The organism is Paenibacillus silagei (assembly GCF_017874735.1).
Classification (GTDB): domain Bacteria; phylum Bacillota; class Bacilli; order Paenibacillales; family Paenibacillaceae; genus Paenibacillus_AQ; species Paenibacillus_AQ silagei.
The window spans coordinates 198,324-213,624 of the sequence record NZ_JAGGLV010000009.1; the positions used below are offsets into that span (position 1 = coordinate 198,324).

Consider the following 15,301-nt stretch of genomic DNA (forward strand, 5'->3'; position numbering starts at 1 on the left):
TTTCAATCTATTATTCCGGGTAAAAAAGGGCTATTCAGCGCTTCCAATTTTTACTTGTTGGCGTCTACAATCTTCTGCAGCTCAGCCTGCGCCTTCTTGATGGTAGTCTCCAGATCCTGCTGTTTCAGGATGTACAGCTCGGTTTCTTTGGTAAAGGCTGTTTCCAGCTCGCCTTGATAGGTCGGCGGCACGCTGAGCGGTGCGGGCTTGGCATTCTTAATTACATAGGCCAGTGAGGCTTCGTCAATCTTGTCGGGGCTCATGGCACCCGATTTGACGCCGGCAATGAACTTGTCCACATCCTGCTTCTTCCACGCGGAATATACATTCTGCATCTGCTCGCCCTCTGTGGAGTACCAACGGATGAAATCATAGGCTTCCTGCTGATGTCCCGACTTCTCCAGGATACCTACATAGTTGCCGTTGGCAATGCTGACTCCCGCAGGTTGTCCGGCACTATTGGACGGCATCGGAGCGAACGCGGTAGTGAAGGTTGCAGGGAATTCTTCCGACCCGCCTGCTTCGCCGATCATCCAATTGCCGGTCACGATCATCGCGGCATGTCCGGTGAAGAATTCCGAGCGGTACGCGAGCTTCTGGGAGATGGTGTCGGCATACGGCACCGCTACTCCCGATGCCTCTGCCTTGCTGCGCAGCTCCAGGGACTGGCGGATACCCGCACTATCGATGTTTACGACACCATTGTTGACCAGATTATTGTCCTTCTCCTGGTTGATAACGGCCAGCTCCCAGTACATAGCCCAGGTATGGAAATACGTACCGAAGGTCTTGGACGGCCCGGTGCCGCTGGTCAGCTTAGCTGCGTAATCAAGGTAATCGTCCCAGCTCCATTCGGTGGGAACGGCTAAGCCCGCCGCATCCAGCTTGTCCTTGTTCAGCAGGACGAAATAATTCTCCAGCGTATCCGGCAGGGCATACACTTTACCGTCAACGGACGGATCAACCGTATACTCATCTGTCAGCGTGATGCCTTCCTTGCTGATCAGGTCATTCAGCGGAGCCAGCAGTCCGAGTCCGGCACGCTGTGAATAATCGGTTGCCCCCGGCATGAATACCACATCCAGGTTCTCGCCGGATGCGACGAGCAGATCCAGCTTCTTCATTCCGGCCACCGAATCACCGTTGTCAGCCAGCTCCACGTATTCCAGTGTAATTCCCGGATGGGAATCCTCGTACGCCTGCAGAATCGGTTCCATATCCGCCGCAGGCGACCAGTTGGCGACTTTGATCGTTACCGGTTCTGCTGAAGGTGCGGCACTCTCCCCCGCCTCCGGTGCAGCCGTGCTGCCGGAAGTGGGCGATGCACCATTTGTGTTGTTTGAGTTGCCGCAGCCCGCCAGGGCTACCAGAAGCACGATGATCCATACCAGAGCGAACACATTCTTTTTCATAACTAACACCCCTTCTAATGTGGTCTACAGTTCCATGCAGTTCTCATGCACATCCTGACCGTCCTATCCGCCCGCCTGTCTTCCGGTTATGCAGCTTCCGGGAACTTGCCAGCCCTCACCCCTTCACCCCCCCCAAGGAAATACCTTCGATCACCTGCTTCTGCCCGAGGATGAACACGACCAGCAGCGGGACAATCGCCGAGACCGAAGCCGCCATGATGAGCGAATAGAAGGCGCCGTTGCGGTCAGCGAAGGCATTCATGCCAAGCTGAAGCGTATAGAGTGTCTTGCTGTTCAGGAAGACCAGCGGCGTCTGAAAATCATTCCAGGTCCAGATGAACCGCAGAATGGCATAAGTGGCAATGGCGGGACGGACCAGCGGGAACAGAATCGAGAGGAAGATACGGATATGTCCCGCGCCGTCGATCTGCGCCGATTCGATATACTCATTCGAGAGTGAGGCAAAAAACTGGCGGAGCAGAAAGGTGCCCAGTACGCTGAACCCGCCAAGCAGGATCAGGCCCAGATGCGTATCGTACAGGCCGGTGGAGCGGAAGATAATGAACAGCGGCACCAGCGTGGCTTCCGCAGGAATCATATAAGTGGCCAGCACCAGTACGAAAAGTGCATTTCTGCCGGGGAAGCGGATTTTGGTGAAGCCATAGGCCGCCATGCTGGACACCGCTACGGAGAGAAGTGTTGTGAGCGCCGTGACTTTAATCGAGTTCCAGTAATACAGGGTGAAGTTTGCTTTGCCGAACCAGACGGAATGATAGTTGAACGCCGCCCTCCATGTCTGCGGAATCCATTCGATCGGATATTTGAACACATCGGCCTCAGGCTTGAGCGAAGCGGACAGCATCCATATAAAAGGGAGCAGAAACACAATGCCCAGCAGTGCCATGATCAGGGTGATGATGGCTTTTCCCCAGTCCAGATTGCCTATTCTCACAGGTATGTGCCTCCCTTATCTAGTAATTGACCCAATAACGCTGTCCCAGCCACTGCAGGCCGGTAATGGCAAGCACGATGACGAACAGAATCATGACCATGGATGAAGCATAACCGGTCTGAAGATCGACAAATGCGGTCTGGTACATATCGTACACTACGACAGAAGTGGAGTTAGCCGGTCCGCCGTCCGTCAGCACCTTGACCAGGGCGAAGGATTTGAAATTGCCGATAATGCCGGTCACGAGCAGGAAAAAGGTCGTCGGCGTCAGCAGCGGAAAGGTAATGGAGCGGAACTGGGCGAGCTTGGAGGCGCCGTCAATCGTCGCCGCTTCATACAGGTCGGCAGGGATATTCTTGATCCCGGCAATGTAGATAATCAGCGAGACCCCAAGGTCAATCCAGATCATCAGCAGCATGACCGATGGAAGCGCATACGTTGGATCGGCCAGCCATTTGGGCGGATTGTCCACCCCGATCGCCGACAGGAAACCGTTGACCGGACCGTACGAAGGATGGAAGAGTACCTGCCACACTACCGCCACAGCCACTACACTGGATATCTGGGGCATGAAGTAGATGACCTTGAAGGCACCCGGCGCATATACATGACTCGTGATAATTACCCCGAGGATCAGCGCGATCGCCATCCCGACGGGTACGGCCAGCAGCATAATGAAGTTATTGCCCAGCGACTTCAGGAACACCTCATCCTGGAACAGCTGGCGGAAATTATCGAGGCCGCTCCAGCGGATCTTGTCAAACCCGGTAACGAACGACCATTTGGTGAAGCTGAGCATGAAGGAGAATATCATCGGAATAAGCGTAAATACCAGCACCCCCAGCAGCATGGGACCGGTGAAAAAGTAGCCCATCCCCGCTTCTATCCGTTTTCTTTTTTTGCTGCCGGCGGTTGGTGTCTGATGGGACTGCGGTAAGGTAACTGACGTCTTCAAAGGCTCTGTCCCCCCTCTTGCGTGATCTTATCTCTCATTATAGAAAAGCAAAGAATTTTACATAAGTCACGATCCTGACCCGTTCAGAAAAATTTTTACCTGCCGCAGACGGGAGTTGTCCATTAGAGCATCTGGCCCGGCATAACGGACTGAGGCGCGCTTATTCCGGATGAAAGTCTCCACTTTGGCCAAGGAACGGACCCTATGGTCCTTATTCTTGGAACTTCTACTTGAAAACATCTTATAGAGAGACGATAAGGGCTACTCCGTCCGTTAAACCGCAAAAAGTGGCGTTTTCCAGGGAGTAGGGGCTCTCAGGTCCGTTAGAAGCAAACTCATCGGCCGGTGCAGTTTCATTTTACGGAACCTCAGGGATCTGATCCTATTCACAGATTACATCTGATGCTGCTCTATGACATCCGGTTGGCCAAATCGGTCAAAAACGGTGCGGATTTGCGCAAAATAGTTGATTTACTTGGTTTGCCCGCTTTGTTATCTTCTAGGCAAGCACAAGTTTATGCTTACAAAACTTAAAGCGTATGCTTCCGAAGCCAGTTTTGCGAAGAGACTTGAGGAAGCTTATGCTTACAAAACTTTTAGGAGGAACCCAGATGAACGCCAAGCCAGATATTATGTCCGCTTATATGGATACTATTGTTGAGCTGCTGAATGAGATCCGGAACGAACCGCAGGACAAGCTGCAGCAGGTGGCAGAGCTGCTTGCGGATCATATCGCACAGGACAAGCTGGTCTACCTCTACGGCCCGGGCGGCCATTCCAATATGAATGCGACTGAGGTCTTCTTCCGCGCCGGCGGCCTGATGCATATCAGCGCCATATTAGATGAAGGCACAATGATCTCGAACGGCGCTCTGCGCTCGATGGCCGTTGAACGCACTCCCGGCTACGGAACGCTTGTTATTGAAGACAACCGGCTAGGCGAGGGCGATATTCTGATTCTTGCCAATGCTTACGGCATTAACACCGCCTGTGTCGATGCGGCTGTAGAAGCCCGGCGCCGGGGAGTCACAACGATTGCCGTTACTTCGGTCGGCCATGCTGAAGCTACGCCTAAGGATCATATTGCCCGCCACCCTTCAGGGCAGAATCTGTATGAGCTGTGCGACTATGTCCTGGACAGCAAGGTGAAGCCCGGTGACGCTGCGCTGCATATTGACGGGATTGAACCGAAGATGGGTTCGACCTCCACCTTCGCCAACGCTTTTCTGCTCAATTCCCTGATGATGACTACAGCGGCCTGTCTCGGAGCGAAAGGGATCGAGGTGCCAGTCTGGCGCAGCGGTAACGCTCCCGGCGGGGATGAGTGGAATAACCGCTTCATTGAACGCTTCAAAGGCCGGGTCCGCTGGCTATGAACCTTCAGCTGATTCCAGAGCCTCAGGTGGTGCAGAGCCGGGGACCGGAGCCGGTCAGCGGTATTCGCGGCTGGACGGTGCAGCTTCAGCTCCCCGTGAAGGATGTCCGGCTGCTCACGGCAGCGCAAAGGATATTCACAGAGGTGACGGTGCGTACTACGCATGACGGCAGCGGTGTATTCTCCCTGGTCACGGACGGTACCCCGCTCAACCCGCTGCTGGCCCGGCGGGTTGAGGGCAAACATGACGGCTACGTTCTGATTACAGACACGGACCGGATTGAGCTGTATGCGCTCAGTGCGTCCGGCCTGTTCTACGGGCTGAAGACGCTGGAACAACTGCTCCATACAGGCGGCGATAGGGTACCCGCCCTGACCATTGCCGACTGGGCGGAGCTGAAGCTGCGCAGCGATTATCTCGATCTGCGCACGGTCTATCCGACCTATGAGCATATCCTGGAGTATATCGCGGAGCTGGCCGATTATAAGATCAATACGCTGGTCATCGAATATGAAGACAAGCTGCCCTTCCGTAAGCTGGGCTTCCTGCGCCATCCTGAGCTTGCCTTCAGCGAAGAAGAACACCAGCGGCTGCTGAAGGCCGCACATGACCACTTCGTCACCGTGATTCCGAAGCAGCAGTCCTTCGGCCATCTGGAATATATCCTGAAGCATCCGGCTTATATCGGTCTGCGCGAGGTCCCGGAGACAGTCTCGGAGCTGTGCCCGCACCGCCCAGGCTCCTTCGAGATGATGGCCGGCATTCTGGAGGAAGTGGCTGCCCTTCATCCCCACAGCGACTATCTTCACCTGGGCTGCGATGAAGTCTGGACCCTCGGTACCTGTGAAGACTGCAAGCGGTCCGGGCTTACCCCGGAGGCTTCGTTCATCCGCTTCGTCAATCAACTGGCGGAGAAGACGGTCAGCCTTGGCAAGCAGCCGATGATCTGGCATGATATGATCATGCACGCTACTGCGGAAGAGATTGCGGCGCTGGACAAACGGATTGTGGTCGTCGTCTGGATCTATGGCGGACACCGGATGAAGGCCGATGCCCGGCTGATTCTCCATAAGCTGCGGGATGCGGGCATCGAGACCCTCGGCGCTTCCTCTGTCCGCTGCTGGGATGATAACGGGGACCAGAATTATCCGGTCATCCATAACCGGATCAAGAATGTGCTGGACTGGATTGAGCTCGCACGCTCCGAGCAGTTGGGCGGCATTATTCATACGAATTGGGGTTGCCCGTTCTCGCTGGGCAGTCCTTACGGGCTGTTCGAGACCTCACGTTATCCGGCCTTCCTGGCCGCAGAGCAGAGCTGGAATTCCGGGGCAGATCTCTCTACCTACCTGGTCCGGTTTCTGCACCGCTTCCACGGACTGCCCGCCGCTCTCCTTAGCGGGGAAGAATGGGCAGATTATGCGGTAACCGACTATTATGCCCTGATCCCGCAACTGCTGCCTGAGGTGAGGAAGAACCGCTTGACCGCCGAGCTGATCGACGCCATGATCCAGTATGAGATTCCGGCGCAGCGCCGTTCCCCGCTGCATACCTTCCTCTTCCGGGGCGCGATGTCGCCGGGCAGTGAGGAAGTGCTGACCTTCCTCCGGGACAAATACCGGAGCGGATACGGAGATCTGCGGAGAGCCAAGCTAAGAATGCAGACCGTGCTTGCCGAGCTGCTGGTGCCGCAGATGGCGGAGCTGTTCCTCCGCTCCCGCTTCTACCGGCCGGAGCTGTTTGAAGCAGACCTGCATGCCATGATTACCGATCTTGAGATCATAGAACAGAAAGCGGGGGATAGCTGATGCCTGATATGCTTGTGAAGCTGTACGATCTGCCGGACAACGGGGCGCTGCTGGAGCGTCTGCGTGGACAAGGCATTGTTATTAAACGGGCGATGACCGGAGATAAGCAGGCCATTGTGGATTTTGTCGGCCGCCATTTCACGGAGAGCTGGCGGAATGAATGCGAGGTAGCCTTCGCCCACCTGCCCGTCCACTGCTATATCGCAGTGAAGCAGGGCGAGGTGATCGGCTTCGCCTGTCACGAGGTTGTAATGAAGAACTTCTTCGGCCCGACCGGCGTGCTGGATGATTACCGGGGGCTGGGCATCGGGAAGGCCCTGCTGCTGGAATGCCTGTCCGCGATGCACCAGAACGGCTACGGCTACGCCGTCATCGGCTGGGTCGAGGACGCACAGCCGTTCTATGAGAAGACCGTCGGTGCGATAGCGATCCCTGATTCTTTTCCCGGAGTATTCCGGGACATGATCAAAATGGGCTGAATCCGGCCCTGATACAGCAAAACAGCGGCATCCCGGGGCTTAACCGTCCCGGGTGCCGCTGTTTGCTGTTGAGCATGTACACCTCTATCAATATATAGTCGGGACCATCCCTCCATCCATGCGGATGGGAGAACCTTTAAAGGCCGCCGCATAAGGACTGCATACGAAGACAGCCAGCCTGCCGATTTCCACCGGCTTGATGAAACGCTGTAATTCCGATTGCGGCAGATTGGCCGCCATGAATTTCTGCTCTTTTTCTGCAAAAGTTAAATTTTCGTCAGGATACATTCCCTCAATGATGTGATGTACCTTTTCTGAGAGTGTAGGTCCGGGCATGATGGTATTCACTGTAACCTCTGTTCCTGCTGTCACTTTAGAGATACTTTTGGACAGGGACAGCAGCATGGATTTGGTCATCGCATATTGAGGCATTTGTCCTGAGGGCATGACCGCCTCTTCGCTGGCAATGAAGATCACGCGGCCATAATTCCTGCTCAACATTCCAGGTAAATATAATTTCGTTAATCCGTTTGCAGCCAGCACATTCGTGCGGAAATACTTCTCCCAGATGTCATCGGCCACTTCCTCATACTGCATCAATTCATAAATGCCCATACTGTTGATCAGAATATCAACGCTGGGGAATTGGGCGAATAAGGCTTGTCTTTGTTCAGGATCGGCAAGATCGGCTGCGGCATTCTGAGGAGCGGTGGCCGGGTAATTTAGCTTCAATTCACGGACAATCTGTTCTACCTCTTCCCTATTCCGCCCATTGACCAGCACGTTGACGCCTTCCTTAGCAAGCTCTATGGCGATGGCTTTTCCTATACCCTTCGTTGATCCTGTAACTAGTGCTGTTGTATTGTGTAATCCCATCTCCATAATGCACTTCTCCTTATTCATATCTTGTTGTGTTGCGGATAGTGATTATATTATCTTGTTGGGATCGTTCAGTAACTAGCACCTTACGCCAAGCTTCTTGCCGGACACGCCAAAAGTTACAGCTCAGCAAATTCGTGCATTCAGGTGCTCCGCACGCCACTGTGAAGGCGTAACCCCTTCCCAATGGCGGAAGGCACGGAAGAAAGAGTTCTGATCCTCATACCCGGTCAGAAACGCCACCTCTTGAAGATCAAGCGAAGGATTTGTCAAGTACTCCCGTGCCTGCTCATGTCTGACTTGTGTCAATAGCTGCTTGAAGGTCGTCTTCTCGTCAGTCAGCCGGCGCTGCAAGGTCCGCCCGCTCATCGTAAGCTCCTTCGCCACTGTCTGGAGGTCGGGACATCCACCAGCGAGACAGTGTGCAATGATCACCTTGACCCTCCCGGATACAGAGAAGCTGCCAAGCTGTTCGTCGAGTGAGCGGTCCAGTGCGGGAGCAAGAATCTCCAGCAGTTCTTTGTTATACGAAACAAAGGGAAGGTCCAGATGGCTTTGCAGCAGGGTCAATCGGTTATACTTCCCGCCCGTTTGAATCGCGCAGCCGAAATAAGCTTCGAGCACTTGTTCATCGCCCATGGAGTGGACAAATTCAGCGGCCTGCGCTTTCAAGGGCTGACCCGTCCCCTTTCTTCCAAGCTCCAAGAGAAAAGCCAGCGTGATCCCCGCCAGCACCGGCGGACCGGGCAGCCCTGTAGGCCCCCACTCCAGTTCTATGGTGCACTGCCCGTTCTCCTCAGTCATCCGCAGGCTTTCGGGCGGACACATCTGTTTGTACCTGACCATACGGTGCAAGGCATCGCGGTAGTCACGGGCGTGATACGTCGCTAATACGGCGGGAGGATACTGCGCGGTGTCAAAGGCGGCCGCAAGCCTGGTAATGCCTGACGCAAGATCCCCGGCGAGCTCGGAATACGCCTGCCAGATTGCGAAATATTGGGCAGTGGTAACCGTGGCTTCTGTTGTTATCGTTACAGGGAGCTGTGCCTGGCGGGCTACGTCGCGGGCAGCAATCCCCAGGCGGCTTATTCCTGTCCAGAATCCCGGAGGCATTTTAACGCGTTCAGAGGAACGGGACTTCATAGGTATGGGCCTCCTTTTGCCAGTTGCATATTACAGTGTTATGGTTGTCTTAAGGCCATATAAGAATACTCTTGTGCCCGTGATCATGTCTACCTTAATGTACGGGAATGTACAGCTCTGCCTAATTTCACACATATTTCTTATTTAGTTTTAACATATAGGCATTACAATGGATTAGATTATCACTGCATGGTATCCATCATAACTAGTAGGAGGATCAATCATGCCCAATATTTGGATGCATATCGAATTCGGTCAGCAGCTGGCCAGAGAATTCAGCAGCCGTTTCCCGTGTCTCCACCTGCTGGAACAACAGCCGCGGCTCTATAATCTCGGCTGTCAGGGTCCGGATTTCCTGTTATATCACAGCTTTCTTCCTTGGAGACGAGATACCGGGGCACTTCATCTCGGAGACCAGATGCATACGCAGAGCTGCGGGCCTGTACTTGTTGATTTCTGGGAGGCTGCCCGGAGACTTGAAGGAACGGAAGCGGCCCAGGCCCAGCTCTATTTCCTCGGTTTCCTGACCCATCATCTGCTGGACCGCAACCTCCATCCCTATATTAACTGGAAGGCGGGCTATAAGTACCGTGCCCATCAGCGGTTTGAGATTGACCTGGACACTTTGTTCATGAAGCGGCTGCACGGGATGAACACCTGGCAGCACGCTGCCTGGGCTACAATTGACACAGGTGCCCGGCTGCCTGAGCCGGTTCATCGCATTCTTCATGCCACCGCCCTTAAGCATTACCCGGAAACTATGGATCGACTGCCCGCAGAGATCTGGCAGAGCGCGTACCGCGATATGGTGCTGGCTCAGAAATGCCTGTATGACCCGAAGGGCTGGAAGAAGGCTATAACCTGGGGCCGTACCCGCCGGTTGTTCTCACGAAAGCTCACTGCCCGCGAGGAACGGCTGGATTATCTGAATGAGCGGCACTCCCGGTGGCGGCATCCCGCACTATATTCCGAGGTGCAGACCGAATCTGTGTGGGGGCTGTGGGAGGCAGCCCTTGCGGAAGGACGGACGGTGCTCGAAGCGCTTGCCGATTGGCTGGAATGTACGGAGGACTCCGCTGCGGCAAGCCGCAAGCTTGAGCAGTTCACACTGGCACTGGGCAACCGCTCCTACGATACCGGCAAGGATTGCAGCATGAATCTGCAGAATCAATACGCTGAGCCGATCTGGACAAGTCTCCCTGGGAGTTGAGATTGAGCCTACCAAACGTCAGCCAACGTCTCTATTACCGCCGCACCCTTTTCCAGCTGAGGAGACGGCTGCCTGCCGCAAACAATTGGAAAAATCCACCTATTTCCCTTTACAGTGACTTTTTGCTTGTCCGAACGCCCCTCCGGCTCGCGAACACAATGTATGCTGTTTTTCACATACATTTGGCCCATATGCCTGCTTACGAGCACAATGTATGCTGTTTTTCACATACATTTGGTCCATATGCCTGCTCGCGAACACAATGTATGCTGTTTTTCACATACACTCTCCTTCTTTCCAAGAACTCATATCCACAAATTTATACTCACCTTTCCACAGCAGCAGGAAACTATAGTTTCCTAATATAAACATAAAAACGCCCGGTTCCCCGGGCGCTCAGCACAATCTATACATTATCCTTCTGTCAGACAGCATTCCAGCTTACAGCGGATCATTCGGAAGAATCTCGGGCGGGGCCGGCGGCACCATATCCGGCTGCTCCGGCGGTACGATTTCGGGATGCTTCTCCGGCACAATCTCCGGCGGGATCACAACCGGCTCCGGGAGGATATCCGGCTTCACATCGGGGACAACCTTCGGCGGAACCTCGGGCGGCAGATCTTTGCTCATCTCCTTATACCTCCTTCATTCCTGATACCTCATGTATACCCGCTCCACGCTTCCTTTAACCTTATTGCCCTAGTCCTCCCCGGTCCTCCCTTGTCCTCCCTTGCCCTCCCTTGCCCTCCCTGTAAATTCCCCTCTTCATGCAAGATGTTTAACCTGCGGTTGATCTCCAAGTAATAGTTGGTTGTTAAGATCAAGGCAACAAGATTACTGGGAGGGATACCGATGCGTCTGGCTCTATTCACGGACACTTTTCTTCCGCAGACGAATGGCGTTGCCCGTACACTCGGCCGGCTGACCAGCCACCTGCACCGCCGGGGAATTGAACATCTGCTGTTCACGCCAAAATCCGCCCCGGAGAGCAGCTACCCCGATCCTGTCAGACCCGTGGCCAGCATCCCCTTTTTCCTCTATCCCGAGTGCAGGCTGGCCCTGCCCGGCATGTCCTCCATGCAGAGTGAACTGACTGCGTTCGCCCCTGACCTGCTCCATCTCGCCACCCCGTTCAATATCGGCTTAACCGGCCTCCGGTATGCCCGCAAGCAGCAGCTCCCCCATGTCGCCTCCTATCACACCCACTTCGACCGTTACCTCGAATATTACAAAATGAGAAGAATCCTCCCGCTCTACTGGAAATACATGAAGTGGTATCACCGTTCCTGCGATGCCGTCCTGGCACCTTCCCGCGAGACCCTAACCAGCTTGCGCATGGAGGGCTTCACCCGGCTGCGTCTGTGGTCCAGAGGCGTGGACTGTACCCTCTACTCGCCGGAGAGACGAAGCGAAGAGACCAGGGAGCGTTACGGCAAGGGAGCAGCGCTGATGATGCTCTATGTCGGACGGATTGCCCCGGAAAAAGATCTCACCACCCTCCTTCAGGCTATGCAGCTCCTGCCGGAGTCCGTGCGTTCAAAGGTTCAGCTGGTGATTGTCGGCGATGGCCCGCTGCTGCCCGAGCTTAAATCGCAGGCACTGGAGAATGTCACCTTCACCGGTGCCAGACACGGCGAAGAGCTGGCAGAGCTGTACGCCTCCGCCGATCTGTTCGTCTTCCCCTCCTGCACGGAGACCTTCGGCAACGTCGTGCTTGAAGCCATGGCGTCTGGGCTTCCCGTGATCGCCGCAGATGCAGGCGGAACGCGGGAGCTGATCGCACCCGGTGTCACCGGCATGCTGTTCGGGCCGCGCAGCCCGGCAGCCATGGCAGAGCAGATCTGCACCGCCGCCGCCAGGCCCCTGCTGCGGAGCGCAATGGGCCGTGAAGGGCGGCGCCAAGCCCTCCAGCGCTCCTGGGAGCAGATTTTTGACAGACTGATTAAGGATTATGAAGAAGTCATTGAGCGCCGCAGGATCAAGAATGAAGCAGGGATTTACACCGCCTGATCCGCTGTCTGCCCGCCTATGAAGACTAAGCGTTCCTGGGACCACGGGAATGCTTTTTTCCATTGTTCACGGTTTCTCCCCATCACTCTATTGACCATTGGAATAATGACTTATATTATACACATATACAATAATCCAAAATATGGAATTCAGTCAGGCGGTGATCCCTTGAAGCCTCTCACAACGATTCGCAGTCATCTTGAGGCTTATCTCTATTCCCAGCAGTTGTCCATCAACCAGTTCTCCATTCAGTCCGGCGTTAATTCCGGCACCTTAAGCCGTATCCTTAGCGGCCAGCAGCCGATTGCCATGAATCACCTGAAATTGATCACCCGGGGCATGTCATTGCCGGAGGATCATTTCTATAGTATGTATGTCGATGAGTGCTTTTTATATTCGGCACCCACCTGGCGGCGGCTGCGCCCCTTCATCCTGAATTCGGCGGAGCTGGGGCGGCTGGACTGTATAGAGCTAGTAGTCAAAAATCTGCTGGACAACCTAACCTATGCTCCGATGCTTTTTGAAGTGGCCGAGGACTTGTTCCAGCAGCATCACTGGCAGGCGGCAGCCGTGCTGTACAAGAATATCAGCGCGAGCGAGAAGTATCAGCATTCCGAGCGGCTGGCCCTCTGCCAGTACCGTTTGTTCCGCATTGCCCTAGGAGACAGCCAGACACTCAACCTCCAGGCTGCTCTTTTATTCGAATGTTATATTGAACGGCTTGAGGTGTCTGATCAGCTCGATGGACTGAAAGCTCTGATGCATGTCTATTACTCGCTGCACAAATGGGACAAGGTGGACGCGCTGGCTCAGGAGATGCACCGTCTTGCCATGCTCAGCTACCACCATCTGCACCGGTCTCAGCGCAGAGACCGCCAGGATAAATGCCCGGAGAAGCCGGTATTCTTCTATGCGCTGTATTCGCATCTGATGCGGGCAAGCGTGTGCGAAGAATTCCGGGACTATGAATCGGCGCTGAAATACGTAGCTCTATATATGGATAGGAGCTGGATACGCGAAAAAGGGGAAGACACCCGGCACATCCTGGACCAATTTCAGGAGTGGGGCACGGCCAATACCCTCCTCTACCGGATGATGTCCGGCGACTATGGAGTGCTGCCTGAATATGTGGCCTATATTGCTCCGCATGCCAGTGAGATCTTTGTAGCCCTGTACCATATTGTGATCTCAGCCAACCGCTTCTCCTGGAATGTGGATGAGGTGCTTGAACAGTTCCCTTCCTATATCCCTTACCGGACCAATCTGAAGGACTTCGGCGAGCTTCACAACCAGCAGATCCTGGCCGACCAGTACTCTACCTTTCTCGCGGAATTAGCCAACTATTATTTACGCAATCACCGCCTGGAAGGAATGGGCTTCCTTCTGCAAAGTCTGGAATCTTCTGCTAAAATAAAGAGTGATAGCATAATCATTAAATGTGTGAATCTGTTTGAACAATTCCGGCATCAAGCCACTGAGGAACAGACAGAACAATACAGACTTCTGATTGGAGAGGTGCAAGAATCCAATGATAAGAAAAATGATTATGCTTCTAATGTCATGTAGCTTGGCCGTTATAGCTATTCACCCCCTGGAGGGTTATGAATCTGTAACAAAGGCTACTGTACAATCCGTGGTTCAGCCTATGGGTCACGGTACGGGGGACGGCTGATTTAGCAGCCGCCGCGCCCCCAGAAAGGATGATGAACATGAAGTTCACCCGGAGGTTATTACTCCTCCCCGCACTTGCACTGGCTCTGGCCGGAGGAGCTGAAGCCGTTCCGGCTTCGGCCAAGCCCGCCCCGGACGTGCAGCTCCAATTAACCTACAACAACGGAAGCGGAACATCAGGCATGGCCGGAGGCACCGCACAGATCAAGAACGGGGTTTCTTATATGCCAGCTAACCTGGTCACAATCATGGGACTTAAGGTCAAGTGGAATAACGCGGACAAAACGGCCACCTTCAGCGGGTGGAACAAAAGCTTCAGCATGAAGCTTGGTCAATCCACCGGCGTACTGGACGGGAAGAAGGTCTCCCTTGGAGGTACACCTTATATGGCGGATAAGCAGTTGTATGTGCCCGTCAAGTTTGTGGTGGCGGCCCTTGAAGGCGGACCCGTAAGATGGGATGCCGCCACCAATACAATACGGGCCAACGGTCTGCATATGTACCGCGGTTATTCAGAAGTGTTCGACGGCGGAGTGTACTCTTTGTCGCTGGACAGCGGGGAGCTCTATCTGACTACGAAGCAGAACACTAAGCATAAGCTTGCTGTTCTCGGCAAAGGACTGGATGTAGTGGATTTCACTTTCGAGCGCACACCCGCCGGTCTGACACTGCTTCAAGTCGTCAATTCGTATGGCGAGCCCCATGTGCATGCAGAGTATTACACCTATCTAGTGAAGAATAACAGTGTGATCCGCCAGGGGCATACGAATATCCATACCTCCTTCGGCACAGCCCCGGTCTGGGCCGACGGCAAGCTGGTATTCAATGACGGCCGCACACTAAGGTTCATTGAGGATAGGACCGGAGCAGTCAGCGAGACCGTAGATATACCGAAACTGCTGGGTGCAACCGTTGCCCAGGATGTCTACTACAATGTCGAAGCCGTATACCCGGATGTTCTGCTGGTACGCCCTACAGACACTGCCTTCCTGACCCTAGTTGACCGCGCTACCGGTAAGCAGACTGTGTTATATAAGCAGCTGCTCAGTGCAGAGCGCCAGCGCGAAGTAGAGCAGCCCGATTTTATGTTCCCGGGAGACTATATCTACTTCACCGGACGTACTGACAATGTCTTCACCTTCAACCTTCACCGAATGGACGGCAGCCAAGACATCATCAAGTCCTACACTTGGCCAAGCAACCAAAACTGAGCAGCTACACTCCACATTCGGTTGAGCCCGGTTTTTCGCCTACATTTTTTCGGCCGCAACAAAAAGAACGCATAAACGTCATTATAACAAACAATGACGTTTATGCGAGCAACATCCAACAGCCAGCAAATGAAAGACAGGGCGTCTACAAACGCCCCTGCCTTTTCATTCTCCGCTCCATTCTCCGCTCCATTC

At 54.3% G+C, this 15,301-nt stretch carries 13 protein-coding genes; 7 read left to right on the plus strand and 6 right to left on the minus strand.

Annotation, left to right across the window (positions count from 1 at the left end):
- Nucleotides 1–50: 50 nt before the first annotated feature.
- The 3 genes from J2Z70_RS15540 to J2Z70_RS15550 all read right to left on the minus strand — a co-directional run bounded on the left by J2Z70_RS15540 (nt 51) and on the right by J2Z70_RS15550 (nt 3,238).
- Nucleotides 51–1,412, minus strand: a complete 1,362-nt coding sequence (locus J2Z70_RS15540) for an ABC transporter substrate-binding protein (protein WP_209874550.1) — start codon at nt 1,410–1,412, stop codon at nt 51–53.
- Nucleotides 1,413–1,527: 115 nt separating this feature from the next.
- Nucleotides 1,528–2,316, minus strand: a complete 789-nt coding sequence (locus J2Z70_RS15545; protein ID WP_051478036.1) for a carbohydrate ABC transporter permease — start codon at nt 2,314–2,316, stop codon at nt 1,528–1,530.
- A gap of 67 nt (nt 2,317–2,383) precedes the next feature.
- Nucleotides 2,384–3,238: a carbohydrate ABC transporter permease gene (locus J2Z70_RS15550; protein ID WP_083684876.1), complete on the minus strand. Its 855-nt coding sequence runs from the start codon at nt 3,236–3,238 to the stop codon at nt 2,384–2,386.
- Nucleotides 3,239–3,930: 692 nt separating this feature from the next.
- On the opposite strand from J2Z70_RS15550, the gene J2Z70_RS15555 reads away from it, so the two are divergent.
- The 3 genes from J2Z70_RS15555 to J2Z70_RS15565 are packed head-to-tail and all read left to right on the plus strand — an operon-like array spanning nt 3,931 to nt 6,982.
- Nucleotides 3,931–4,695 carry a sugar isomerase domain-containing protein gene (locus J2Z70_RS15555; RefSeq protein ID WP_081751153.1) on the plus strand — a complete coding sequence of 255 codons (765 nt, stop codon included), beginning with the start codon at nt 3,931–3,933 and terminating at the stop codon, nt 4,693–4,695.
- On the plus strand, nt 4,692–6,503 hold the full coding sequence (locus tag J2Z70_RS15560) for a family 20 glycosylhydrolase (protein WP_209874553.1): 1,812 nt from the start codon (nt 4,692–4,694) through the stop codon (nt 6,501–6,503). Before J2Z70_RS15555 ends, J2Z70_RS15560 begins: the two co-directional genes overlap by 4 nt.
- Nucleotides 6,503–6,982 (plus strand): GNAT family N-acetyltransferase, encoded by a 480-nt coding sequence (locus J2Z70_RS15565; protein WP_209874556.1) that lies wholly within the window; start codon nt 6,503–6,505, stop codon nt 6,980–6,982. Before J2Z70_RS15560 ends, J2Z70_RS15565 begins: the two co-directional genes overlap by 1 nt.
- Before the next feature lie 87 nt (nt 6,983–7,069).
- Here J2Z70_RS15565 and J2Z70_RS15570 read toward each other — a convergent pair whose 3' ends face one another.
- Both J2Z70_RS15570 and J2Z70_RS15575 read right to left on the minus strand, forming a co-directional pair.
- A complete protein-coding gene (locus J2Z70_RS15570) occupies nt 7,070–7,864 on the minus strand; it encodes an SDR family NAD(P)-dependent oxidoreductase (RefSeq protein WP_209874559.1) in 795 nt (264 codons plus the stop codon).
- Between the two features lie 123 nt (nt 7,865–7,987).
- Nucleotides 7,988–9,004 (minus strand): AraC family transcriptional regulator, encoded by a 1,017-nt coding sequence (locus J2Z70_RS15575; protein WP_209874563.1) that lies wholly within the window; start codon nt 9,002–9,004, stop codon nt 7,988–7,990.
- Nucleotides 9,005–9,227: 223 nt separating this feature from the next.
- Here J2Z70_RS15575 and J2Z70_RS15580 point away from each other — a divergent pair, with 223 nt between their 5' ends.
- Nucleotides 9,228–10,214: a zinc dependent phospholipase C family protein gene (locus tag J2Z70_RS15580; protein WP_209874566.1), complete on the plus strand. Its 987-nt coding sequence runs from the start codon at nt 9,228–9,230 to the stop codon at nt 10,212–10,214.
- A gap of 441 nt (nt 10,215–10,655) precedes the next feature.
- Here J2Z70_RS15580 and J2Z70_RS15585 read toward each other — a convergent pair whose 3' ends face one another.
- The gene (locus J2Z70_RS15585) at nt 10,656–10,844 is read right to left on the minus strand and encodes a hypothetical protein (protein WP_209874569.1); all 189 of its coding nucleotides are present in this window, start codon (nt 10,842–10,844) and stop codon (nt 10,656–10,658) included.
- Nucleotides 10,845–11,066: 222 nt separating this feature from the next.
- On the opposite strand from J2Z70_RS15585, the gene J2Z70_RS15590 reads away from it, so the two are divergent.
- From J2Z70_RS15590 to J2Z70_RS15600, 3 genes are all read left to right on the plus strand, one after another.
- Nucleotides 11,067–12,224: a glycosyltransferase family 4 protein gene (locus tag J2Z70_RS15590; protein ID WP_209874571.1), complete on the plus strand. Its 1,158-nt coding sequence runs from the start codon at nt 11,067–11,069 to the stop codon at nt 12,222–12,224.
- Between the two features lie 168 nt (nt 12,225–12,392).
- A complete protein-coding gene (locus tag J2Z70_RS15595; protein WP_209874572.1) occupies nt 12,393–13,790 on the plus strand; it encodes a transcriptional regulator in 1,398 nt (465 codons plus the stop codon).
- A 134-nt stretch (nt 13,791–13,924) separates the two neighbouring features.
- Entirely contained in the window at nt 13,925–15,106 is a 1,182-nt protein-coding gene (locus tag J2Z70_RS15600; protein WP_245368258.1) for a copper amine oxidase N-terminal domain-containing protein, read from the plus strand.
- The last annotated feature ends 195 nt before the right edge of the window (nt 15,107–15,301 follow it).